This window comes from Thalassovita mangrovi (assembly GCF_009857745.1).
Classification (GTDB): domain Bacteria; phylum Pseudomonadota; class Alphaproteobacteria; order Rhodobacterales; family Rhodobacteraceae; genus Thalassobius; species Thalassobius mangrovi.
The window spans coordinates 66,008-88,710 of sequence record NZ_WWEN01000004.1 but is presented as its reverse complement, the minus strand read 5'-3'; the positions used below and the strand labels follow the sequence as shown (position 1 = coordinate 88,710).

Genomic DNA, 22,703 nt, shown 5'->3' with positions numbered 1-22,703 from the left:
CCGAACAACACGATTCGAACACGATCTTTTGTTTCGCTCAGCGTAGCATATGGCAAGTATTTTTAAACTAGATGTAGTCTTAGGCGCTCATTTCGGCACGATTCAGCGCACATTGCGACCAAAGTTCGTCCAGGGCCCGTACTAAAGTATCCATCTCGTCGGGGCCGTGCACCGGCGACGGGGTGAAGCGCAGACGCTCGGTCCCGCGCGGCACGGTGGGGAAGTTGATCGGCTGCACGTAGATGCCGAACTGTTCCAGCAACATGTCCGACAGCTGCTTGGTATGGACCGGATCGCCGACGATCACCGGCACGATATGCGACCCGTGATCGATGATCGGCAGGCCCAGCCCCTTCAGGCGGGTTTTCAGGATCTTGGCCTGGGTCTGGTGCTGGTCGCGCCGTTCCTGGTCTTTCTTCAGATGCGCGACCGAGGCTGCCGCCCCCGCGGCCACCGCCGGCGGCAGCGAGGTGGTGAAGATGAAGCCCGGCGCATAGGAGCGCACCGCGTCGCACATTTTCGCCGAAGCGGCGATATAGCCGCCCATCACGCCATAGGCCTTGGCCAGGGTGCCGTTGATGATGTCGATGCGATGGGCCAGCCGGTCGCGTTCGGTGACGCCGCCGCCGCGCGGGCCGTACATGCCGACCGCATGCACCTCGTCGATATAGGTCAGCGCGTTGAATTCGTCGGCCAGGTCGCAGATCGCCTCGATCGGGCCGAAATCGCCATCCATCGAATAGACCGATTCGAAGGCAATCAGCTTCGGCGCGTCCGGGTCATCGGCGGCCAGCAGTTCGCGCAGGTGTTCGACGTCGTTGTGACGGAACACGCGCTTGGCGCCGCCGTTGCGGCGCACACCCTCGATCATCGAGGCGTGGTTCAGTTCGTCCGAATAGATGATCAGGCCGGGGAACAGTTTCGGCAGGGTCGAAAGCGTCGCGTCATTGGCGATATAGGCCGAGGTGAACAGCAGCGCCGCTTCCTTGCCGTGCAGGTCGGCCAGTTCGGCCTCCAGCCGCTTGTGATAAACGGTGGTGCCGGAAATGTTGCGGGTGCCGCCCGAGCCTGCGCCGGTCGCGTCGAGCGCTTCGTGCATCGCGGCCAGGACGACCGGGTGCTGACCCATGCCCAGATAATCGTTGCCGCACCACACGGTGATCGGCTTCTTGCTGCCATCGGGGCGGGTCCAGATCGCGTGGGGGTAGTTGCCGTTTTCGCGTTCGATATCGATGAAGGTCCGATAGCGCCCCTCTTCGTGCAACTTGTTCAGGGCTTCATCCAGCTTGGCCGTGTAATCCACGATATTGGTCCTTCCTTCCTGGCTCGGCGTTGTGCCTGTTTTTATCGCACAATTCTGCCGGGCTTGTCCTGTTCGAACATATTCAAGAAATAGTTATAGTCCGAGCGTCCTTCCAGCAACAGGTAACAAATTGACGCTTGTGAATTCCTTGACTTGCATCAACCATGCCGCTGGAAAAATCCGGGCCGCGAAATCCCGGGTCAAGGCACGCAATAACCTACAGGAGCCCCCATGTCGCTAGAAACCGTTCTGTCCCGCATCGATCAGGATTTGCCCAGCTCCATCGACCGGCTGATGGAACTGCTGCGCATCCCGTCGATTTCGACCGATCCGGCCTATAAGGACGATTGCCAGACCGCTGCGGACTGGTTGGTCGCCGACCTGCAAAGCATTGGAATCGATGCACAAAAGCGCCAGACACCGGGTCACCCGATGGTGGTGGGGCATATCGACGGGCCGGGGCCGCATATCCTGTTCTACGGCCATTACGACGTGCAACCGGTGGACCCACTGGAGCTGTGGGACCGCGACCCGTTCGACCCGGCGCTGGAAGAAGTGGATGGCCACAAGGTGATCCGCGGCCGCGGGTCGTCGGACGACAAGGGCCAGCTGATGACCTTCGTCGAGGCCTGCCGCGCCTGGAAAGCGGTAAACGGGTCGCTGCCGTGCAAGATCACCTTCTTCTTCGAGGGCGAGGAAGAATCAGGTTCGCCCTCGCTCATCCCGTTCATGCAGGACAACTCCGAGGAGCTGAAATCAGACATCGCGCTGATCTGCGACACCGGGTTGTTCGGCGACAGCACGCCCACCATCGTGACCATGCTGCGCGGCCTGCTGGGCGAGGATTTCACCATCACCGGCCCCGACCGCGACCTGCATTCGGGCATGTATGGCGGCATAGCGATGAACCCGATCCGGGTGCTGACCCGCATCCTGGCCGACCTGCATGACGACACCGGCCGGATCACCCTGCCCGGCTTCTACGACGGGGTCGAGGAACTGCCCGAGGACGTGCTGGCGCAATGGCAGGGGCTGAATTTCGACCACGAATCCTTCCTCGGCGAGGTTGGGCTGAAGGACCCGGCCGGCGAACAGGACCGGATGCCGATCGAAATGATCTGGTCGCGCCCGACCTGCGACGTGAACGGCATCTGGGGCGGCTATACCGGCGCCGGGTTCAAGACCGTGCTGCCGAGCCAGGCCTCCGCCAAGGTCAGTTTCCGTCTGGTCAGCAAGCAGGACCCGAACGCGATCCGCAAAGCGTTCCGCGAATACGTCGAAAGCCGGCTGCCCGAAGGTTTCAGCATCGAATACCGCAGCGACAAGGGATCGCCCGGATCGCAGATGTCGATCGACAACCCGATGTTCGAGCAGGCGCGCCTGGCGCTGAGCGACGAATGGCCCAACCCGGCGGCTTACGTGGGCTGCGGCGGGTCGATCCCGATTGCGGGCTATTTCAAGGATATCTTGGGCACTGACGCGATGCTGATCGGGTTCGGCAAGGATGACGACCAGATCCATTCGCCGAACGAAAAATACGACCTGTCGAGCTTCCACCACGGTGTGCGCAGCTGGGCGCGTATCCTGGACGCCCTGACGAAACGGGGCTGATCCGTGAGGGTGGCGTCGCCTGAACGGCGACGCCGGTGGGGGCGCTGCCCCCGCCGTTGAAAATCTGTCCGATTTTCAACGACTCCCCCGGGATATTTTGAAACAGGAGAAGGGGATTGGCGGTGCAAGGGTTCGAGGAGGGATGCTTGCGGATCGGCAAGGTCGAGATCGCTTACGAGGTCGGCGGATCGGGGCCGCCGGTGTTGCTGCTGCACGGGTTTCCGCAGACGCGGGCGATGTGGACGGAGATTGCGCCGGTTTTGGCGCAGCGTTTCACCGTGGTTTGCGCCGATCTGCGCGGTTATGGCGGATCGACGAAGCCGCCGGCGGTGGCCGACTATTCCTTTCGCGAGATGGGGCGCGATCAGCTGGGGCTGATGGCGGCGCTTGGATTTGAGACGTTCCACCTTGTCGGCCATGACCGCGGCGCGCGCATGGCGCACCGGATGGCGCTGGATGCGCCGGAGCGGGTGAAGACGCTCACCCTGATGGATATCGTGCCGACCCACCTGCTGCTGGACGAGCTGACCCAGGATGTGGCACGGGCCTATTACCACTGGTTCTTCCTGGCCCAGCCGGAACCGTTCCCCGAGCGGCTGATCGGCGCCGATCCGGATTACTATTTTGAATCCTGCCTGCTGGGATGGGGGGCGTCGAAGATCGAGGATTTCGCCCCCGCGCAACTGGCCGCCTATCGCGCGGCCTGGCGCGATGCGGACACGATCCGCGGCATGTGCAACGATTACCGCGCTGCGCTCGAGGTCGATTTCGCGCTGGACGAGTCAGACCTGGACCGGCGCGTCGCCTGCCCCACCCTGGTGCTTTATGGCGCGGACGGGGCGATGGCGCAGGCCTATGACGTGCCCGCGACCTGGGCGGAGCGCTGCGGCGATCTGCGGGCGAAAGGAATTCCTGGCGGGCATTTCTTCCCCGACACCGCGCCGGGGGAAACCGCAAAGGCGCTGCTGGACTTCCTGCGTTAGAACAGCCCGCTGAACCGATCCGGCAGCAGGTATTGCGCGTCGTAATCGGGCCGGTCGAATTCATAGAACCCGGTTTCGCCGCGCAGTTTGAACGTGTCGTGCATGTGCTGCCGATAGCGCCGCATGTCGAAGCCCTCGACCATCTTCATATCCGCGAAACCGTCGAACATCGCCCGGTCCTCGCCGCGTTCCGAGGCAAACCAGTGCCGCCCGATCGCGGTGTCGTCGATGCCGCCGCCGATTTCGGCGGTGACCGCGTTGCGCCGGTTCATCGCCGCCGAATATTCGCCGAAATCGCAGAATTTCAGGTGGAAGAGGTACAGGCTTTCCGGCGTGATCAGTTCGGGGAACTGGGCGAAATGGCCACCCCGGGCGATCTTGGTGCCGGTGGAGATCACGCAAGGTTTCGAATAATGCGGCGCGACGCGGACATGGCGGCGCGGCCCCAGCACGCGATCCTTTATCGGGTCGGGTTCCAGGTCGATCCGGTGCAGCACCTCCAGCCCCAGCGGCGTCAGCACCCGCCCGGCACGGCGCACTTCGAGGAATTCCAGCAGCGTGCGGCCCTTTTCGGGGTCCATCGCCAGGATTTCGTCGACGTCGCCCACGATGACATGTTTATAATAGCTCTTCAGCCCGCCGACGACGTTGTTCAGCAGCCGCCAGCGCTTCATGTCGAAATTGCGATGCGGATCGCCGGGCAAGCCGATGATGTTGCAGCCCTTTGCCAGTTCCGCCACCGCTTCGCCACGACCGTGATTGATCACATAGAGGTTTTCGCGGCCGAATTCGGCCCCGTAATGGCGCAGCCAGATATCGAGGAAAAACAGGTCGTCCCGCACCATGGTGACGGCGGCCGCTGTGGTTTGCATTGCCTCGCTCGCTCCGATCCCGCCCGGTTTGCCGGGATTGCCCCAAGATTGCACTGATCCGTCCTAACGGGTTTGAAGGGGTTTGAGAATTAAAATATGGTAAAGGCCAAGCGAGGATGAGAGCAGTGACCGAGCCAAGCCGCCCCAATATTCTGGAAGAGTTCCGCGACACCGGGCTGGCGCTGCGGCGGGTGAGCGATGCGCCGGTGACGCAATTCCAGGTGCTGGGCGAACGCGCCTCGGGTACCAACCTTGTGCGCAAGCTGATCGAGAAGAACCTCGCGCTGCGCCATTCCGGCGCGATGGGGTGGAAACACGCGGCGCCGCGCATGGGCGTGATCTCGGCCGATTTCCTGGTCGTGGTGGCGGTGCGCAACGCCGAAAGCTGGGCGCTGTCGATGCATAAACGCCCCTGGCACCTGGCCCCTGCGCTGCAGCAGAACGATTTTTCCACCTTCATCCGCAGCCCCTGGCACGGGGTGGTCGATCGGATCAGCGATTTCGGCGACCTGCACCCGGATGTCCGCGACACTGCCAAGGGGCAGATCCTGCAATATGACCGCCACCCGATCACCGGCCTGCCCTTCGACAGCCTGTTCCAGATGCGCAACGTCAAGCTGGCGGCGCATCTGGGGATGCTGAACCGGGGCTGCAACCTGATGCTGGTGAAGGCCGAAACGGTTCAGGACGATCCCGAGGCCTTCGTCGGCCGGGTATCTCAACTGCTGGAGCGGCCGGTGAAGGGCGACAGCTTCCGCGGCGTGACGCGCCGGCTGGGCAATCGGTTCAAACTGTCGGTGGATGCCACAGCGCGCGGCGAGACGCCGAAGGAAATGAGCGCAGAAGACCGCAGCTTCATGCGTCAGGCGCTGGACCTGAAGCTGGAAGAAGCGATCGGCTACACCTACCCCTGATCGCCCTGATCGCGCGCGGTCAGGGTGCGGATGCCCTTGGCCAGCAGCAGCAGCCAAGGCAGCCCGTGCAGGCACAGGTCGAAAATGTCGATCGGGCGGGCAAGTTCCCCCGCCGCCAGCATTTTCAGCTTTTCCCAGATATGCGGCTCAGGGGTGAACGGCGCCAGGCCCAGCGTCAGCGACGCCATGATCAGCACCGGCCAGGTCAGAGAATCGAGGAAGCGCATGGGAAGGGCCATTTTCCTGATGAGGGGGAGAAAATGGCGCGGTTGACGGGGCTCGAACCCGCGACCCCCGGCGTGACAGGCCGGTACTCTAACCAACTGAGCTACAACCGCGCTTTTCTCTCGGTCCATCTGATCGGGCAGCGGTGGCGCGGTTGACGGGGCTCGAACCCGCGACCCCCGGCGTGACAGGCCGGTACTCTAACCAACTGAGCTACAACCGCTCACTGCCCGCTCAGGGCGTCCCGAGCGTGAGAGGCTGTTTATGCGCCCCGCCGTGTGCCGTCAAGCGGATCATGTCGGAAAAATCACAAATATTCCGGACAAAATCGTGACGCTTAATCTGACAGTAAGAAATCACCGGATAAACCTGCGCGTCGAATGGATTTCCGGGCGCTTTTTCAGGAGGATTTTCAGCGGGAAAGAAGGCGTTCGCGGCGTCACGGGCGGACAGGCGCGATGAAACGGCGTTTTCGATTCTGTCGCGATCCCCGCCGCAACTCCGGGAAGGAGCGCAAATGCACAGCCGGGGGAAGCCGCTGCAATCGCGTTGTGACAATACGGTCATTTTACAAAACGGCCAAACCGGCCTAACCTGTGCAGGAACCGTTCGCTCTGAACTTCAGTACTTGCCTGCAAGTATTTGATACGGAAGGAAAATGGTGGGTGATGAGAGGCTCGAACTCCCGACATCTTCGGTGTAAACGAAGCGCTCTACCAACTGAGCTAATCACCCGTGCGGGCTGTCATAGCGAATGGCGCCAAAACGTGCAAGGGGCCAGATGAGGAAAGCTGAACTAATCGTTTTCACCGATCTGGACGGGACTCTTCTGGATCACGAAACCTACAGCCATGCCGCCGCCGCCCCGGCTTTGCAGCGGCTGCGCGACCGCGGCATTCCGGTGATCCTGGCCAGTTCCAAAACCGCCGCCGAAATCGCGGCTCTGCGGGCGGAAATCGGGCTGTCGGCCTACCCTGCCATCGTCGAAAACGGCGCCGGTATCCTGCCCGCGCATGCCGATTCAGCCGGGGCCGCCCCCGACTATGCCCGCATCCGCGCGGCGCTGGACCGGGTGCCGCCGGAACTGCGGCGCCACTTCACCGGCTTCGGCGACATGACCGATGCCGGGGTGGCACACTCGACCGGGCTGCCACTGGATCAGGCGCGGCTTGCCCGGCAGCGCAGCTATTCCGAACCGGGCGAATGGGCGGGCAGCGATACGGAGCGCGCAGCGTTCGAAAAATGCCTGGCCGATGAGGGGATCACGGCGCGGTATGGCGGGCGTTACCTGACGCTCAGCCTCGGCGGTACCAAGGCCGACCGGATGGATGAAATCGCCGCTGCCTACGGCAACCCGCCCCGGATCGCCCTGGGCGACGCGCCGAACGATCTGGAAATGTTGCTGGCGGCGGACATGCCGGTGCTGATCCGCAACCCCCATGCCAAGCCCCTGCCCCCGCTGCCCGAAAAACAGGCAGGCCGCATTCTCAAAAGCACAAAGACCGGGCCCTCCGGTTGGAACGAGATGATCCACTCTCTACTCTCGAAAGCACAGAGCAGACAAATAGGAGCCTGACACGCGTGGCTGATTTTCACCAGAACGGCAATATCGCAACCCTGCACAACCTGCGCAGCAGCGATACGAATTACCTGACCCGCGAATTGGTGGCGATAAAAGACACGCGAAAGATTTCCCTGGTACTGCCATCGCTGTTTTCCGAACTCGAAGGCGACGCGCTGCCCCATATCCTCGATGAGCTGAGCGAGGTGCCCTATCTGCACCGGATCATCATCGGGCTGGATCAGGCCAATGCGGAACAATACCGCTATGCCAAGCAGTATTTTTCCCGCTTGCCGCAGCAGCATATCGTGATCTGGAACGACAGCCCGCGGATGAAGGCGATCGACGACCGGCTGGCGCAGATGGATCTGGCCCCCTCGGAATCGGGCAAGGGCAAGAACGTGTGGTCCTGCATGGGCTACATGATGGCCTGCCAGGACAGCGCGGTGATGGCGATCCATGACTGCGATATCCTGACTTACGACAAGGAAATGCTAGCCCGGCTGGTCTATCCGGTCGCCAATCCCAGCTTCCCCTATCAGATGGCCAAGGGGTTCTATCCCCGGATCGGCGACGGCAAGCTGAACGGCCGGGTCAGCCGGATGCTGGTGGCGCCGATCCTGATCGCGCTGAAACGGGTGATCGGGGATCGCGACTACATCGATTTCCTGCGCTCGTTCCGCTATCCGCTGTCGGGCGAATTCGCCATGCGGACCAATATACTGCCCGACCTGCGGATGCCGTCGGACTGGGGGCTGGAAATCGGCGTGCTGTCCGAAGCCTGGCGCAACTTCGCCCCGAAATCGGTCTGCCAGGTCGAAATCGCCGATGCCTATGACCACAAGCACCAGAACCTGAGCCTCGAGGACAAGACCAAGGGCCTGTCGCGCATGTCGATCGATATCTGCAAATCGATCTTCCGCAAGCTCGCCGCCGACGGCACCGTGTTCACCGAGGAAATCTTCCGCACGCTGAAGGCGACCTATTACCGGTCTGCGCTGGACCTGCTGGAATGCTATTACAACGACGCGCGGATGAACGGGCTGTCGATCGACCGGCACATGGAAGAACGCGCCGCCGAACTGTTCGCCGAAAACATCGTCGAGGCCGGGCACAGTTTCCTGGAAAACCCGCACGAAACCCCGTTCATCCCGACCTGGAGCCGGGTGCAATCCGCCGATCCCGACCTAATGGAAGACCGGCGCAAGGCCGCTCACCTGGATTTCGAGGAATAGTCCCCGCCCCGCCAGGACAGCGGAGCACGCGGCCGCTTTCTAGCTCCGGTTGGAGATCCAGCGGCACTGATAGGGCGCGAAGCTGATTTCGGCGCTGCCGGGATCGATCTTCTGCCCGCTCAGCAAATCCACCCAGTTTTCGCCGTCGATCAGGTTGATCGACATCGGCGAAATGGTCAGCGCATCGGCGCTGACATTGTGCAGCGCGAAAATCGACTGGTCGCGGTCCAGGCTTTGCCGCCACAGCCCGAACAGCCGCTCATCGATCTGCAGGGTGAACTGGGTGGCGTTGGGATGGAACGCCTTCTGCTTGCGCCGCACCAACATCCGCCGCAGCAATTCGCTCATCACCCGCGACTGGGTGCTTTCGGGATCTTCCAGCAGGTGGTTCAGCTGCGCGTAATCCCAGTGATGGCGGTTGATCGCGCGTTTGCTGCCGCGTTTTTCCACCGCCTCGTGATCGTTCGGGGTGCCCAGCAGCGCATGGACATAGATCGCCGGGATGCCTTCGAGCGCCATGATCAGGGTCTGGCTGGTCATGAAGCGGTCGAACTGCCACTGGTCCTCGCCCGCGAAGGTGCCCTTCATCGCCTCGTACCAGGTGATGTTGAGCTCATAAGGCGCCTCGCCGCCGCCCGGCAGCGCCCGCATCGACACCAGCCCGCCGAAATCATGCACCTTCTCGATCACCTGCTCCTGTTCCTCGGCGGTCAGCAATCCTTCGGCCGGGCGCATGCCGATGCCGTCATGGCTGGCGGTGAAGTTCAGATAGGCGCAGCCCAGCTGCGCCGGCGGCATGGTTCCCTGCCAGCGGTTCAGCACCCGCGCCGTGCCCGCCATCATCGCGTGCAGCACCAAGGGCGGCAGCGAGAAGTTGTAGACCGAATGCGCCTCGTTGCGGTTGCCGAAATAGGTCAGGTTTTCCGCGTTGGGCACGTTGGTTTCGGTCAGCAGGATCACCGGTTCCACCGCGTAATCCGCCAAGAGCCGCATCAGCCGCACGATGGCGTGGGTCTGCGGAAGGTGGATGCAGGAGGTTCCGACCTCCTTCCACAGGAACGCCACCGCGTCGAGCCGGATGATCCGCACGCCATGATCGACATGCAGCCGCATGATGCGCAGGAATTCCAGCAGCACCTCGGGATTGGCGAAGTTCAGATCGACCTGATCGTGGCTGAAGGTGCACCAGACATGGCGGATGCCGTTGGCGGTTTCCACTTCGCGCAGCAAGGGCTGGGTGCGCGGGCGCACCACCGATCCCAGATCGTCTGTCGGTTCGGCCTCGAAGAAGAACCGGTCATAGGGCTCATGCCCCTGCAGGTAATCGTTGAACCATTTCGACTGGCTGCTGACATGGTTCAGCACCAGGTCCGACATCAGATTGAATTCCGCCCCGATCCGGTTGATATCGGCCCAGCTGCCCAGCAGCGGATTGACCGCGCGGTAATCGGTGACCGAAAACCCATCATCCGAGGTGTAGGGGAAAAACGGCAGGATATGGACGCCGCCGATCACCCCCTTGAGGTGACGATGCAGAAAATCGTGCAGCAAATCCAAAGGCTTGTGCAGCCCATCGACGAAGGTGTTGCCATAGGTGATCAACAGGCTGTCGTGTTCGCTCCACTGGCTGTTGCCCGGCACCCGGCCGCGTTTGCGCCGGTGGGTGTGTTCGGGGAAAAACGCATCGATCACCTGGGATGCCAGGATATCGCTGTCCAGATCGGGATAGATCTGCACCAGCAGCTCGGCCAGCTTGAGGCTGAATGTCGGATTTTTGTCTTTGGTCATGCCGTTCGAGGGATTTGATCGTCCCTTTGTCCATCAGTCCAAGGAGCGCCGCAAGCCCGGCGTCGGTTTCCCGACGGCGGTTAGGCGCTTATTTCATCTTGCGGTGAAGAAATGTGCACACCGCATTTGCCGCCGGTCTCACAGCGCCAGCCCGTCCGGTTCGATCAGCTCCGGCCCGTCGTCTTGCAGGCCGAACCGCCGCACCGTATGGGCGCGAAAATTCCAGCCGATGCCGAGGGTATCGCGCGCCTCCTCCTCGCCCATCTCTTGGCGCAGCCAGGGCACGACCTGATCGTCGCGCAGCATCACCGGCATCCGGCTGTGGATATGCGCGATCTCCGGCGCTGCGGGGCGGGTCAGCAGCGTGCAGGTCCGCAAGCCATTTTGCAGCGTCGAGGCCAGCCCGGCGAAGAAAAACGCCGGTTCGTTGCTCAGCGGCGCGATGAACCAGGGCTGCTTGTCGCCCTTCTTGCCGGTCCATTCGTAATAGCCCCGCGCCGGGATCAGGCAGCGGCCGGTTTTCCAGGCGTCGCGGAAGGTCGGCTTTTCCGCAGCGGTCTCGATCTTGGCGTTGAAGGTGGTAGCCTTCCAGTCGGCCACATCGCCCTTGTGCCAATGCGGCACGAACCACCAGCGCGCCGAGGAGGCCACCAGGTCGTTTCCCTGCGCAAAGGCGATGGCGACCTGCTGCGTCGGCTTGATGTTGAAGCCTTGGGCCGCGGCGGGGGCATCATCGATCTTCAGCGCGCCGCCGGCATCCAGGAACCCGCGCTGGATCGCATAAATCTGCGCCCAGGTCAGCCCTTCTGCCGCTACGAATCTTCCACACATGGGAACAGGTTAACAGGTTGCGGCGAGCGGGGAGAGAGGCGGAATTCGCCCCCTGCCCTTGCCTGCCCCCATTGGGCAAACACCCAAAGTAAAAGGGCGCTCGACCCGTTCGGGGAGCGCCCTTTGCTGTAAGCGGCAGTCAACCGGACTTACGAAATGATGGTGGGTGATAAGGGATTTGAACCCCTGACATCTTCGATGTGAACGAAGCGCTCTACCACTGAGCTAATCACCCGGTAGCGCGGCTTTTAACCTCACTCCGCCGCTTCTGCAAGAGGGTCATTTGCATCATTTTCCCCCATCGGCGTCTGCCGCACCCGGCAGGTCAGGATGCGCGCGTTGGACAGCTGCTTGAGGCGGTTCACCTTGACCTTGCCCAGCGGCTTGAGGTTCAGTTCGCGGCCATCGGCCAGGGCTTCGGCCAGGATTTCCAGCGCCGCTTCGACCACCGGCTTGGCGTAGCGTTTCTTCACGTCGCTGCGTTCCACCACCATTTCGATCAGTTCCGCCTTGCGCAGTTCCAATTCGTCCGACACCGGGGTGGTTTCGCTGATCACCACATGTTTCGGCGCCTCGGCCGCGGGGTTGGCGCTGGCGCGGCGCACCGCGGGCGTCTTGGCAGTGGTGGTTTTCGGGGTGGTCGTGCGGGCGCGCGGCTTGGCAGCCGTGCTTTTCGTCGTGGCGCGTGCCATGTCTATATCTATGCCTCTATGTGTTTTTATTTGCTCGATATTGCGACCTACACTATGCGGGAATCCGCGAAAAATCTAGCCCGAGCGTCAAAAAGTTAACACTCCATAACGCCGTGCAATAAAAAATGGCGCCTCCCGAAGCGGGAAGCGCCATTCCTTTTTTTATAACCGGTCCGAACCGATCAGTGGGCGGTGGCCCCCTGCTCCGATTTCGATGCCAGGGCAGCGGCGGCGGCGGCTTCTTCCGCCTCCTCGTCCCATTCGATCGCTTCGGGTTCGCGGACCAGCGCCAGTTTCAGGACATCGCGGACGTGGCTGACCGGGATGATTTCCAGCCCTTCCTTCACGTTGTCCGGAATATCGGCCAGGTCCTTTTCGTTCTCTTCCGGGATCAGCACGGTTTTCACCCCGCCCCGCAGTGCCGCCAGCAGCTTTTCCTTCAGCCCGCCGATGGCCAGCGCGTTGCCGCGCAGGGTCACCTCGCCGGTCATGGCGATATCCTTGCGCACCGGGATGCCGGTCAGCACCGACACGATCGAGGTCACCATCGCCAGGCCGGCCGACGGGCCGTCCTTGGGGGTGGCGCCTTCGGGCACGTGGACGTGGATGTCCCACTTGTCGAACTTGGTTGGCTTGATGCCGATCTGCGGCGCGATGGAGCGGACATAGCTCGACGCCGCCTCGATCGATTCCTTCATCACGTCGCCCAGTTTGCCGGTGGTCTTCATCCGGCCCTTACCGGGCAGGCGCAGCGCTTCGATCGACAGCAGGTCGCCGCCGACGCTGGTATAGGCCAGACCGGTGACGACACCGACCTGATCTTCCTTCTCGGCCAGGCCGTAGCGGTATTTCTTCACGCCCAGGAAGTCGTCGATATTGTCGGCGGTGACCGTGATATGCTCAGCCTCGCCCTTGACGATCTTGGTCACGGCTTTCCGCGCCAGCTTGCCGATTTCACGCTCCAGGTTCCGCACCCCCGCTTCGCGGGTGTAACGGCGCACCATTTCGGTCAGCGCGTCCTCGGAAACCTCGAATTCGCCCTTCTTCAACCCGTGGTTCTTGGTCTGCTTGGGCAGCAGGTGCTGCTTGGCGATCTCGACCTTTTCTTCCTCGGTGTAGCCGGCCAGCGGGATGATCTCCATCCGGTCCAGCAGCGGCCCCGGCATGTTGTAGGAGTTCGCCGTGGTCAGGAACATCACGTCGGACAGGTCGTATTCGACCTCCATGTAATGGTCGACGAAGGTGGCATTCTGTTCGGGGTCCAGCACCTCCAGCATCGCCGAGGCCGGGTCGCCGCGGAAATCCTGGCCCATCTTGTCGATTTCATCGAGCAAGATCAGCGGGTTGGTGGTCTTGGCCTTCTTCAGCGCCTGGATGATCTTGCCGGGCATCGAGCCGATATAGGTCCGTCGGTGACCGCGGATTTCTGATTCGTCGCGCACGCCGCCGAGGCTGATGCGGATGAATTCGCGGCCCGTCGCCTTGGCGACCGATTTGCCAAGCGAGGTCTTACCCACGCCCGGCGGGCCGACGAGGCACATGATCGGGCCCTTCAGCTTCTTCGAACGCTGCTGCACGGCCAGGTATTCGACGATGCGTTCCTTGACCTTCTCCAGACCGTAATGATCCGTATCCAGGACTTCCTGGGCGCGGTTCAGGTCCTTCTTCACGCGGGAACGAACGCCCCACGGGATCGACAGCATCCAGTCGAGGTAATTGCGCACGACGGTCGCCTCGGCGCTCATCGGGCTCATCGACTTCAGCTTCTTCAGCTCGCCCTCAGCCTTTTCCTTGGCTTCCTTGGACAGCTTGGTGTTGGCGATCTTTTCTTCCAGTTCGGCAATCTCGTTGCCGCCCTCCTCGCCGTCGCCCAGCTCCTTCTGAATGGCCTTCATCTGCTCATTCAGGTAATATTCGCGCTGCGTGCGCTCCATCTGGGATTTGACGCGGGTCTTGATCTTCTTTTCGACCTGCAGCACGGACATTTCGCCCTGCATCAGGCCATAGACCTTTTCCAGCCGCTCGGACACGGACAGCGTTTCCAGCAGGTCCTGTTTCTGATCCACCTCGATGCCCAGATGGCCCGACACCAGGTCGGCCAGCTTGGCCGGGTTGGTGGCTTCCGACACGGTGACCAGAGCTTCCTCGGGGATGTTCTTCTTCACCTTGGCATAGCGTTCGAATTCGCTGCCGACGGTGCGCAGCAGCGCCTCGATCGTGGCGGCGTCGCCCGGAATCTCGTTCAGGTATTCGGCGCGGGCTTCGAAGAAATCGTCGTTTTCCAGGTATTCGGTGATCTTCACACGGGCCTGGCCCTCGACCAGCACCTTGACGGTGCCATCGGGCAGCTTCAGCAGCTGCAGCACATTGGCCAACACCCCGGTATCGTAAATCCCTTCGGCGCTCGGATCGTCCTCGGCCGGGTCGATCTGGCTGGACAGCAGAATCTGCTTGTCGTCCTGCATCACTTCTTCCAGCGCGCGGACCGATTTTTCGCGTCCGACGAACAGCGGCACGATCATATGCGGGAAGACCACGATGTCGCGCAGCGGCAGAACTGGATAGGATGCGTTCAATGGCTCTTGCATGCGTTTTCCTTGTTCTTGGCAAAAAGGCGCTGGTCCCGATATGGCAACCCCCGGCCCTTTCCGTTTCCTGTGGTTTTATCTGGGGTCGCCCCCGCCGATTTCAACCACATTCGGCAAAACCGGGGCCCAGAATGCCCCGGCCAACCGGAATGAGCAAGGCGCGATCGGCCCGGGCCGGGAATTCCCGCCAGATCCGGACAACATTCACGCGTTTCGGCTCAGGCGTGTTCGTCCGCCGCCAGCAGGATCGTGGTGACGTGATGCTGGATCTTTTCCAGATGCGCCTCGATTTCGTCGTGGAAAACGTCCAGCCGCGACACGATGGTTTCCAGCCCCTTGGCCTTGCCGCGCAGCATCCCCGCCTCGACGCGGCAGGCGATGCGGATGGTGGACAGGCCCAACACCATGCGGCGCAGGAATTCGGCGCGCCGCTGGATCGAGGCCGCCGATTGCACCCCATAGGCCACCGCCCTTTCGGACTTCTTGTCGTATTCCTTCTGCAGCTTGATCAGGACGCGGTTCTCATAATCGCTGTCGACCCCGTCGACATCGCATTTATGGGCCTCGAAAGTGTCGCACATCTCGGTCATCAGATGCGAAGCGCAGATCATGAAATAGGCGCCCAGTTCCTCGGGCACGTCCCAGATGCCGGTGCCCACCGGCGGCACCACCAGCGTATTGAGGTGGTTGCGGATGTCGTTCAGCATCAGGTCGTAATTCTTGGCGATCTCGTTGATCGTCGCGCGGCCCACCGCCAGCTTGGCGGCGAAGATCTTCATGTTGGCAGTCAGGATCTCGGCGCTCTTGAACTTGTCGGCCAGCTGATCGAGTTCCTGGCGCAGCAGTTCCGAGGTGACCGCAATGGTTTCGGTGTTGCTCAGATCGCTGAAGGCGGGCATCTGCAGCGCCTTGCGCCGCGCTTCGAATTCCTGGTGCAGCGCGTGGGCCTGGAAGGCGCCGTAGCTGTGAATTCCCAGCCCGGCCAGCCGTTCCAGGATCAGCTTGGCGCTTTCCTCGGCCGACAGTTTCTGTTCCAGTTCGAGCTTGCGGATTTCCTTGTACAGCCCTTCGACCAGCGCCAGTTGCGGGCTGGTCGGCTTGATCCGCATCGACAGGTAGCCGCCCTCGACCGGGGTCACCAGCGCGAACACCCAGTAATAGTGGCCTTCCTTGTTCTTGTTCTTCACATAGGCGCCGACCGGGTGGCCGTTTTCCAGCCCGTTCCACAACAGCCAGAACACGCCCTTGGGCATGTCGCTGTGGCGGATCAGCTTGTGCGGGGCGCCTTTGAGTTCCTCGGAACTGAACCCCGAGACCCGGATGAAGATGTTGTTATAGGCTTCGATCACCCCACGGGTATCGGTGCGCGAAAAAAACATCTCCTCGACATTGAAGGGTTCTTCAACATTCACTTCGGCGGCGGCGCGCGCTCTGGGTTCGCGCTGGACGCTGTCGAATTCCTTCATTGTCATGGTATTCATGAGGTCTACCCTTCCTGACCGTTTACCCGTGCCGCCCCGGGACCGTTCGGGGCTGTCCTCTTGTCTTTGCGATCGCGGCCCGTTCGCGCGCGGGGCATGGGGTCTTTCCCATGCCACCCCCGGCGCGCCACGATCACCCGTTACAGACAATCAAACGTCCTGAAAAAATCGAATTTTAGGCAGGCAAAGCACCGCGTCCGAGGTTTCTCGCGCGATGCGGATCGGCGGCTGCGTTTTTCCCCGCGATTCAAGGAACTGGCCGCGCGTGGCGGCCAACCTCGTGAAGCGCCCGCCAGTTGCGGCGGCGCTATTGCCCGCGGCCCTACCGCGTGCCGATGGACATCAGGATGTCCGTCGCCAGCTGCTGAATCCTGACCATCCGGGTTTCGATCCGGTCCTGGAATTCATCCAGCCGCCCGACGATCGTATCCAGCCCATGCGCGGTCTGGCGCAGGCTGCCTGCTTCGACCCGGCAGGCGATGCGGATCGTCGACAGGCCCAGCACCATCCGCAGCAGGAATTCGATCCGCCGCTGGACGGTCAGCGCCGATTTCACACAATCGTCCACCGACTTGTCCGACTGCCCCTTGTAGGCACTGCGCAGCATATGCAGCTGGTGCATGTCCTCGGGCGTCACCGCCTCACCGCTCGCCGCCTTTTCGGCCTCATAGCCGTGCACCACCTCGTTCAGCAGGTGATAGCCGCACAGCATGAACCCCGCCCGCTGGCCTTCGGGCATGTTCCAGATGCCGTCCGATTTCGGCGGCACCAGCAGCGTTTTCAGATGGCTTTGGATATCGCGCAGCATCAGGTCGTAATTCTTCGCGACCTCGTTGATCACCGCGCGGCCCTGGTTCAGCTTGGCGGCGAAGATCTTCATGTTGGCGGTCAGGATTTCCGCCCCGTCGAATTCGCCGGCCAGATCGGCCAGTTCGCGCTGCAAATCCTCGGTCAGTTTCGAGGCCGTTTGGGTATTGGCCACGTCCAGCATCGGCGGCGCCTTCAGCGCGGTTTGCCGGGCCTCGTATTCCAGGCCGAAGGCGGCGGATTGGAACCAGCCGTAATTGGGGAATCCCATATCCTGCAGCCGCGCCAGCAGGCGCTGCGCGCTTTGCTCGGCGGTCAGCTTTTCCGCCAATTCGGCGGCGCGGATTTCCTTGTAGAGCGCGATCACCTGCTCGTGCATCTCGCTCGACGGCTTGATGCGGACCGAAAAATACCCGTCAGACACCGGCGCGGCGAGGGCGAAGACCCAGTAATACTTCCCGTCCTTGGTCTTGTTCTTGACATAGGCGCCGACGGCCTTGTCGTTCTGCAGCCCGTTCCAGAGCAGCCAGAACACCGCCTTGGGCATGTCGGGGTGGCGCAGGATCTTGTGCGGCGCGCCGCACAGGTCCTCACCGCTGAAGCCCGACACGCGCACGAAGACATCGTTGAAATCGTCGATCACGCCGCGTTTGTCGGTCTTGGAAAAGAACATTTCCTCGATACCGAAGGGCATTTCTGCCCCGGAGGAAGAAAAGGATGGCGAAGGAACGGGTATTGTCCCGGTCATGGGTTTCAATACCTCCAAAGGCTGCATATTCACAGGGGGTCTCCTTGGCGGTCTATAACTTGTTAAATTACACCTCACCGCATGCGGTGCAGGCGGAAAGACACTTATTAAAACGCGGCCGAAAGGCGCCCTCAGACGGTCGATCGGTTGCGAAATAGTTGCTTTGTGTAGTTTTTTATTGACTTCTAATTACCTAACGGCAAGGCAGCCTGCGGTTTTATCAAAAAATGGAATATATGATCAAACCCTTAGAGCGGTTCGATATCGCCCTGCGCCCGCTGCGCGTGGAAATCGCGCTGGAAGTCGTCGAAGGTGCCGGCGGCGATCGCGTCGCGCATCCCCTGCATGAGGTCCTGGTAATATTGCAGGTTATGCCAGGTCAGCAGCATGCCGCTGATCATTTCCTGGGCCCGGAACACGTGATGCAGATAGGCGCGGCTGTAATTGCGGCAGGCCGGGCAGGAACAGTTTTCGTCCAGCGGCCGGGGATCGTCGGCATGGCGGGCGTTCTTGATATTGACCACGCCGTTGCGGGTGAACACCTGGCCGGTGCGGCCCGACCGGGTCGGCAGCACGCAATCCATCATGTCGATGCCGCGCGCCACGGCGCCGACGATATCGTCGGGCTTGCCCACCCCCATCAGGTAGCGCGGCTTGTCCTCGGGCAGCATGTCGGGGGCGTAATCCAGGCAATCGAACATCGCCTCCTGCCCCTCGCCCACGGCCAGACCGCCGACCGCGTAACCGTCGAAACCGATCCCTTTCAGCGCCTCGGCGCTTTCTTCGCGGAAATCGCGTTCCAACCCGCCCTGCTGAATCCCGAACAGCGCGTGGCCCGGACGATCGCCAAAGGCGTCACGCGACCGCTGCGCCCACCGCATCGACAGCCGCATCGAGTCCGCGATCCGGTCGCGATCCGCCGGCAGCGCCGGGCATTCGTCGAAACACATCACGATGTCGCTGCCCAGCAGCCGCTGGATTTCCATGCTGCGTTCGGGCGTCAGCGTGTGGCGCGACCCGTCGATATGGGATTTGAAGGTGACGCCTTCCTCGGTCAGCTTGCGCAGTTGCGCCAGGCTCATCACCTGGAACCCGCCGCTGTCGGTCAGGATCGGCTTTTGCCAGTTCATGAACTTGTGCAAGCCCCCGAGCCGATCGATCCGTTCGGCGGTGGGGCGCAGCATCAGGTGATAGGTGTTGCCCAGCAGGATGTCGGCGCCTGTGGCGGCCACGCTTTCGGGCATCATCGCCTTGACGGTCGCCGCGGTGCCCACGGGCATGAAGGCCGGGGTACGGATATCGCCGCGCGGCGTATGGATCACGCCCAGCCGCGCCTTGCCATCCTGTCCCAGTTTTTCGAATTCGAAACGGCGTGTCATGCTGCACCTTCTGCTTTTGGGGTCCTTTAATCCCGAAACCTCTGGAAGTCCAAGGGGGCTGGGCATATTTGGAAACTACAAATTGCATTGAAGGAAAGATTTATGGCCCAACTCATTGCCGACGTTCAGCCCGGAACCGTGATCTGGCTGCTGATCGCGCTGTTCATCATCGCCGTCATCTATCGCGGCGTCCGCATCGTGCCGCAATCGGACAAACACGTGGTGGAACGGTTCGGCCGGCTGCACGCGGTGCTGGGACCGGGGATCAATTTCATCGTGCCCTTCCTCGACGTGGTGAAACACAAAATCTCGATCCTCGAACGGCAATTGCCCACCGCCAGCCAGGATGCCATCACCAAGGATAACGTCTTGGTGCAGGTCGATACCTCGGTGTTCTACCGTATCATCGAGCCGGAAAAGACCGTCTACCGCATCCGCGACGTCGACGCCGCCATCGCCACCACCGTGGCGGGTATCGTGCGCGCCGAGATCGGCAAGATGGACCTTGACGATGTTCAGGCCAACCGGGCGCGGCTGATCTCGACCATCAAGGCGTCGGTCGAAGATGCGGTCGACGATTGGGGGATCGAAGTGACGCGGGCCGAAATCCTCGACGTGAACCTCGATCAGGCCACCCGCAACGCGATGCTGCAGCAGCTGAACGCCGAACGCGCCCGCCGCGCCCAAGTGACCGAGGCCGAGGGCCAGAAACGCGCGGTCGAGTTGCAGGCCGATGCGCAGCTCTATTCCGCCGAACAGATCGCCAAGGCGCGCCGCATTCAGGCCGAAGCCGAAGCCTATGCCACCGAGGTGGTGGCAAAGGCGATCAAGGAAAACGGCATCGAAGCGGCGCAATACCAGGTCGCGCTGAAGCAGGTCGAGGCGCTGAACGCCCTCGGCGCGGGCAGTGGCAGTCAGACCATCGTGGTGCCCGCCAGCGCACTGGAAGCCTTCGGCGACGCTTTCAAGATGCTGAAAGGAAACAAGTGATGGCGGCCATACTGGAAATCTGGTGGGTCTGGCTGGCCGCAGCATTGGTTCTGGCGGTGGCAGAAATTTTCGCCCCCGGCTTCATCTTTCTCGGCTTTGCCGTCGGCGCGGCGCTGACTGCGCTGGTGGTGGCGGTCTCATCCCTCACTTATCCGGTTCTCTGCGCCATCTTCGCCATCCTGTCGCTGGTTGCCTGGCTGGTCATGCGGCGGCTGTTCAAACTGCCGAATGAGAAACGCAAGGTATTCGACACGGATATCAACGACAACTGACGCCCGGCGCAAAACCCTGCACGGGGCGGCAATTTCCCGCCCCGGCACAAAGAGCGGTTGATTTGGCCGCCGAACTGCTTTCATTGGCGCAAACGCGCTAGACTGACAGGCGTGATTCCCCCCGAAGAAGGAGCCCGCCGATGACCAAGCCCGCCCCGCAACTGCAATTCGGATGGGAAGAATGGGTGTCGCTGCCCGATCTCGGCCTGCCGGCGATGAAGGCCAAGGTCGATACCGGCGCGCGCACCTCGGCGCTGCATGCCACCGATATCGAAAGCTTCGGGCGCTCGGATTCGCCGCAGGTGCGCTTCATGGTGCACCCGATCCCCGGGCGCGAAGACCTGGTGATCCCCTGCTCGGCCCCGATCGTCGACCGGCGCGAAGTGACCTCGTCCAACGGCGAAACCGAAATGCGCTATGTCATCGGCACCACCATGTCGGTCGGCGGCCAGAGCTGGCCGATCGAGCTGACCCTGACCGACCGGCGCGGCATGGCCTCGCATATGCTGCTGGGGCGGCAGGCTTTGCTGGATCACATCACCATCATCGCGACCGAACGGTTCTTCCAGCCGCAGCTCGATTATGACGTCTATCACAGCAAGGAAATGCGCGAAGCCGCGCCCAAGCGGGCGCTGCGCATCGCGGTGCTGAGCCGGGAAGACAACTATTCCACCCGCCGCCTGGTCGAGGAAGGCCAGGCGCGCGGTCACACGGTCGAGGTGATCGACACCACCCGCTGCTACATCGCCATCAACGCGCTGATGCCCGAGGTCCATTACGACGGCAAGCGCCTGCCGCGCTACGACGCGGTGATCCCGCGCGTCGGGGCCTCGATCACCAGTTACGGCAGCGCCGTGGTGCGCCAATTCGAAACCATCGGCACCTTCTGCGTCAATGGCAGCGAAGGCATCACCGCCAGCCGCGACAAGCTGCATGCGCACCAGATCCTCGCCCGGCACAAGATCGGCATGCCGACCACCGCCTTCGCCGCCTCGCCCAAGGATACCGGCAACCTGATCGGGCTGGTGGGCGGCGCGCCCCTGATCGTGAAGCTGCTGGAAAGCACGCAGGGCAAGGGCGTGGTGCTGGCGGAGACGAAAAAGGCTGCCGAGTCGGTGATTTCCGCCTTCCGCGGGCTCAAGGCCAATTTCCTGGTGCAGCATTTCGTCAAGGAAGCGGCGGGCGAAGACATCCGCTGCATGGTGATCGGATCCAAGGTGGTGGCGGCGATGAAGCGTTCCGGCGCCGAGGGCGATTTCCGCTCCAACCTGCATCAGGGCGGATCGGCCAGCAAGGTGCGGATCAGCAAGGAAGAACGCGAAACCGCGCAGCGCGCGGCGAAGGCCTTCGGGCTAAACATGGCGGGCGTCGACCTGCTGCGTTCGGAAAGCGGGCCCAAGGTTTTGGAGGTCAATTCCTCCCCCGGGCTGGAAGGGATCGAAACGATTTCGGGCAAGAATATCGCCGCGCTGCTGTATGAAGAAATCGAACGCCGCGCCCGCCCCAGCCCGGCGCGGCGCCGCAAAACCGCAACCCCCGGCGGCGCAGGGTTTTGATTTCTCCGCCCGCGCTGCCATAGTCGGCGCGGGAGGAAACAGACATGAACAAACCAGATTTGCCGCTGATCGAGGCGCGCGACGATAGCAACGTGCGGTTCCTGCGCCTTGGCAAGGCCCCGGCGCACCCGCTGTCGCGGGCGATGATCCGCGATCTGCACGCCCATATCCGTCAGGCCGCGGCCGACCCACAGGCCAACGTGATCGTGTTGGAAGGCCCCGGCCATATCTTCTGCGCCGGGCACGACCTGAAGGAAATCGCCCGCCACCGCGACGATCCCGATCAGGGGCTGGACTATCTCAGGGCGCTCTTCACCGAATGCGGTGCGATGATGCTCGACCTCGCTCTTTGCCCCAAGCCCACCATCGCCGTGGTCGAAGGCATCGCCACCGCGGGGGGGCTGCAACTGGCGGCCTCCTGCGATCTGATCTTCGCCTCCGACCGGGCCACGTTCTGCCTGCCCGGGGTCCGCAATGGCGGGTTCTGCACCACCCCCGCCGTCGCCGTGTCGCGCAACCTGTCGCGCAAGCAGGTGATGGAAATGACCCTGTCGGGCGAAGCCTTCGATGCCGCCTGGGCGCTGAACGCGGGACTGGTGAACCGCGTCTATCCGCCCGAACAGCTGCTCGATGAAACGATGGCCTTCGCCCGCACCCTGGCCACCCGCCATCCCAAGGCCATCGCCGACGGCAAGCGGATGCTCTACCGCCAGCTAGACCTGCCACTCGATCAGGCCTATGCGGAAGCGACCGAGGTGATGATCGGCCATTTCATGGATCCGGTGCGGATCGCGCAGGAAAAAGCCCCCTGATCCGCCGCCCTGCCCCGGCCGCGGCAATGGGTTGAGCTTGGCCCCTAGACCTTTG

The 22,703-nt window shown here is 62.3% G+C and carries 20 protein-coding genes and 4 tRNA genes; 9 read left to right on the top strand and 15 right to left on the bottom strand.

Translation table 11 applies throughout. From position 1 onward, the window contains the following. Window positions 1-79 precede the first annotated feature (79 nt). Window positions 80-1,303: a 5-aminolevulinate synthase gene (hemA, locus tag GR167_RS10700; protein ID WP_160973485.1), complete on the bottom strand. Its 1,224-nt coding sequence runs from the start codon at window positions 1,301-1,303 to the stop codon at window positions 80-82. 231 nt (window positions 1,304-1,534) lie between these two features. Between hemA and GR167_RS10695 the strand changes: the two genes are divergently transcribed. Next, complete coding sequence (locus tag GR167_RS10695; protein ID WP_160973484.1) at window positions 1,535-2,914, top strand: M20/M25/M40 family metallo-hydrolase; 1,380 nt, start codon at window positions 1,535-1,537, stop codon at window positions 2,912-2,914. A 116-nt stretch (window positions 2,915-3,030) separates the two neighbouring features. Next, the gene (locus GR167_RS10690) at window positions 3,031-3,897 is read left to right on the top strand and encodes an alpha/beta fold hydrolase (RefSeq protein ID WP_212769929.1); all 867 of its coding nucleotides are present in this window, start codon (window positions 3,031-3,033) and stop codon (window positions 3,895-3,897) included. On the opposite strand, the gene GR167_RS10685 is transcribed toward GR167_RS10690, so the two are convergent. Then, the gene (locus GR167_RS10685; RefSeq protein WP_160973482.1) at window positions 3,894-4,769 is read right to left on the bottom strand and encodes a glycosyltransferase family protein; all 876 of its coding nucleotides are present in this window, start codon (window positions 4,767-4,769) and stop codon (window positions 3,894-3,896) included. The two genes, GR167_RS10690 and GR167_RS10685, sit on opposite strands and share 4 nt — an antisense overlap. A gap of 125 nt (window positions 4,770-4,894) precedes the next feature. On the opposite strand from GR167_RS10685, the gene GR167_RS10680 reads away from it, so the two are divergent. Further along, window positions 4,895-5,683 carry a hypothetical protein gene (locus GR167_RS10680; protein WP_370741292.1) on the top strand — a complete coding sequence of 263 codons (789 nt, stop codon included), beginning with the start codon at window positions 4,895-4,897 and terminating at the stop codon, window positions 5,681-5,683. On the opposite strand, the gene GR167_RS10675 is transcribed toward GR167_RS10680, so the two are convergent. From GR167_RS10675 to GR167_RS10655, 5 genes are all read right to left on the bottom strand, one after another. Next, a complete protein-coding gene (locus tag GR167_RS10675) occupies window positions 5,674-5,910 on the bottom strand; it encodes an RND transporter (RefSeq protein WP_160973481.1) in 237 nt (78 codons plus the stop codon). The two genes, GR167_RS10680 and GR167_RS10675, sit on opposite strands and share 10 nt — an antisense overlap. Window positions 5,911-5,944: 34 nt before the next feature. Continuing rightward, a tRNA-Asp gene (locus GR167_RS10670) sits at window positions 5,945-6,021 on the bottom strand. A 33-nt stretch (window positions 6,022-6,054) separates the two neighbouring features. Then, window positions 6,055-6,131 (bottom strand) — tRNA-Asp (locus GR167_RS10665). 11 nt (window positions 6,132-6,142) lie between these two features. After that, window positions 6,143-6,475 carry a hypothetical protein gene (locus tag GR167_RS10660; RefSeq protein WP_160973480.1) on the bottom strand — a complete coding sequence of 111 codons (333 nt, stop codon included), beginning with the start codon at window positions 6,473-6,475 and terminating at the stop codon, window positions 6,143-6,145. 92 nt (window positions 6,476-6,567) lie between these two features. Then, window positions 6,568-6,643 (bottom strand) — tRNA-Val (locus GR167_RS10655). Between the two features lie 46 nt (window positions 6,644-6,689). Between GR167_RS10655 and GR167_RS10650 the strand changes: the two genes are divergently transcribed. Together GR167_RS10650 and GR167_RS10645 are read left to right on the top strand one after the other, a co-directional pair. Next, entirely contained in the window at window positions 6,690-7,484 is a 795-nt protein-coding gene (locus GR167_RS10650; protein ID WP_160973479.1) for an HAD-IIB family hydrolase, read from the top strand. Between the two features lie 5 nt (window positions 7,485-7,489). Beyond that, a complete protein-coding gene (locus tag GR167_RS10645; protein WP_160973478.1) occupies window positions 7,490-8,704 on the top strand; it encodes a glycosyltransferase family protein in 1,215 nt (404 codons plus the stop codon). 39 nt (window positions 8,705-8,743) lie between these two features. Here GR167_RS10645 and GR167_RS10640 read toward each other — a convergent pair whose 3' ends face one another. The 8 genes from GR167_RS10640 to tgt form a co-directional block, all read right to left on the bottom strand. After that, window positions 8,744-10,492, bottom strand: coding sequence for a sugar phosphorylase (locus tag GR167_RS10640; RefSeq protein ID WP_160973477.1), 1,749 nt, complete (start codon window positions 10,490-10,492; stop codon window positions 8,744-8,746). 138 nt (window positions 10,493-10,630) lie between these two features. Further along, on the bottom strand, window positions 10,631-11,323 hold the full coding sequence (locus GR167_RS10635; RefSeq protein WP_160973476.1) for an SOS response-associated peptidase: 693 nt from the start codon (window positions 11,321-11,323) through the stop codon (window positions 10,631-10,633). A gap of 160 nt (window positions 11,324-11,483) precedes the next feature. Continuing rightward, window positions 11,484-11,558 (bottom strand) — tRNA-Val (locus GR167_RS10630). A 19-nt stretch (window positions 11,559-11,577) separates the two neighbouring features. Beyond that, on the bottom strand, window positions 11,578-12,015 hold the full coding sequence (locus tag GR167_RS10625; protein WP_160973475.1) for an HU family DNA-binding protein: 438 nt from the start codon (window positions 12,013-12,015) through the stop codon (window positions 11,578-11,580). Window positions 12,016-12,197: 182 nt separating this feature from the next. Beyond that, complete coding sequence (lon, locus tag GR167_RS10620) at window positions 12,198-14,603, bottom strand: endopeptidase La (protein WP_160973474.1); 2,406 nt, start codon at window positions 14,601-14,603, stop codon at window positions 12,198-12,200. A gap of 218 nt (window positions 14,604-14,821) precedes the next feature. Further along, window positions 14,822-16,084, bottom strand: coding sequence for a PAS domain-containing protein (locus GR167_RS10615; protein WP_160973473.1), 1,263 nt, complete (start codon window positions 16,082-16,084; stop codon window positions 14,822-14,824). A gap of 322 nt (window positions 16,085-16,406) precedes the next feature. Beyond that, a complete protein-coding gene (locus tag GR167_RS10610) occupies window positions 16,407-17,585 on the bottom strand; it encodes a PAS domain-containing protein (RefSeq protein ID WP_160973472.1) in 1,179 nt (392 codons plus the stop codon). Between the two features lie 302 nt (window positions 17,586-17,887). Next, a complete protein-coding gene (gene tgt, locus GR167_RS10605) occupies window positions 17,888-19,018 on the bottom strand; it encodes a tRNA guanosine(34) transglycosylase Tgt (RefSeq protein WP_160973471.1) in 1,131 nt (376 codons plus the stop codon). A gap of 102 nt (window positions 19,019-19,120) precedes the next feature. On the opposite strand from tgt, the gene GR167_RS10600 reads away from it, so the two are divergent. The 4 genes from GR167_RS10600 to GR167_RS10585 all read left to right on the top strand — a co-directional run bounded on the left by GR167_RS10600 (window position 19,121) and on the right by GR167_RS10585 (window position 22,648). Continuing rightward, the gene (locus tag GR167_RS10600) at window positions 19,121-20,008 is read left to right on the top strand and encodes an SPFH domain-containing protein (RefSeq protein WP_160973470.1); all 888 of its coding nucleotides are present in this window, start codon (window positions 19,121-19,123) and stop codon (window positions 20,006-20,008) included. Further along, complete coding sequence (locus GR167_RS10595) at window positions 20,008-20,280, top strand: NfeD family protein (RefSeq protein WP_160973469.1); 273 nt, start codon at window positions 20,008-20,010, stop codon at window positions 20,278-20,280. The genes GR167_RS10600 and GR167_RS10595 overlap by 1 nt, the downstream gene beginning before the upstream one ends. Before the next feature lie 140 nt (window positions 20,281-20,420). Next, on the top strand, window positions 20,421-21,836 hold the full coding sequence (gene rimK, locus GR167_RS10590) for a 30S ribosomal protein S6--L-glutamate ligase (protein WP_160973468.1): 1,416 nt from the start codon (window positions 20,421-20,423) through the stop codon (window positions 21,834-21,836). A 44-nt stretch (window positions 21,837-21,880) separates the two neighbouring features. Next, a complete protein-coding gene (locus tag GR167_RS10585; RefSeq protein ID WP_160973467.1) occupies window positions 21,881-22,648 on the top strand; it encodes an enoyl-CoA hydratase-related protein in 768 nt (255 codons plus the stop codon). The last annotated feature ends 55 nt before the right edge of the window (window positions 22,649-22,703 follow it).

Bases quoted from the DNA above. Each gene is read 5' to 3' on its own strand.
- GR167_RS10695 (WP_160973484.1), top strand. From the start codon at position 1,535: ATGTCGCTAGAAACCGTTCTGTCCCGCATCGATCAGGATTTGCCCAGC.
- GR167_RS10685 (WP_160973482.1), bottom strand. From the start codon at position 4,769: ATGCAAACCACAGCGGCCGCCGTCACCATGGTGCGGGACGACCTGTTT.
- GR167_RS10675 (WP_160973481.1), bottom strand. From the start codon at position 5,910: ATGCGCTTCCTCGATTCTCTGACCTGGCCGGTGCTGATCATGGCGTCG.
- GR167_RS10660 (WP_160973480.1), bottom strand. From the start codon at position 6,475: ATGACCGTATTGTCACAACGCGATTGCAGCGGCTTCCCCCGGCTGTGC.
- GR167_RS10650 (WP_160973479.1), top strand. From the start codon at position 6,690: ATGAGGAAAGCTGAACTAATCGTTTTCACCGATCTGGACGGGACTCTT.
- GR167_RS10640 (WP_160973477.1), bottom strand. From the start codon at position 10,492: ATGACCAAAGACAAAAATCCGACATTCAGCCTCAAGCTGGCCGAGCTG.
- GR167_RS10635 (WP_160973476.1), bottom strand. From the start codon at position 11,323: ATGTGTGGAAGATTCGTAGCGGCAGAAGGGCTGACCTGGGCGCAGATT.
- GR167_RS10625 (WP_160973475.1), bottom strand. From the start codon at position 12,015: ATGGCACGCGCCACGACGAAAAGCACGGCTGCCAAGCCGCGCGCCCGC.
- lon (WP_160973474.1), bottom strand. From the start codon at position 14,603: ATGCAAGAGCCATTGAACGCATCCTATCCAGTTCTGCCGCTGCGCGAC.
- GR167_RS10615 (WP_160973473.1), bottom strand. From the start codon at position 16,084: ATGAATACCATGACAATGAAGGAATTCGACAGCGTCCAGCGCGAACCC.
- GR167_RS10610 (WP_160973472.1), bottom strand. From the start codon at position 17,585: ATGCCCTTCGGTATCGAGGAAATGTTCTTTTCCAAGACCGACAAACGC.
- tgt (WP_160973471.1), bottom strand. From the start codon at position 19,018: ATGACACGCCGTTTCGAATTCGAAAAACTGGGACAGGATGGCAAGGCG.
- GR167_RS10600 (WP_160973470.1), top strand. From the start codon at position 19,121: ATGGCCCAACTCATTGCCGACGTTCAGCCCGGAACCGTGATCTGGCTG.
- GR167_RS10595 (WP_160973469.1), top strand. From the start codon at position 20,008: ATGGCGGCCATACTGGAAATCTGGTGGGTCTGGCTGGCCGCAGCATTG.
- rimK (WP_160973468.1), top strand. From the start codon at position 20,421: ATGACCAAGCCCGCCCCGCAACTGCAATTCGGATGGGAAGAATGGGTG.
- GR167_RS10585 (WP_160973467.1), top strand. From the start codon at position 21,881: ATGAACAAACCAGATTTGCCGCTGATCGAGGCGCGCGACGATAGCAAC.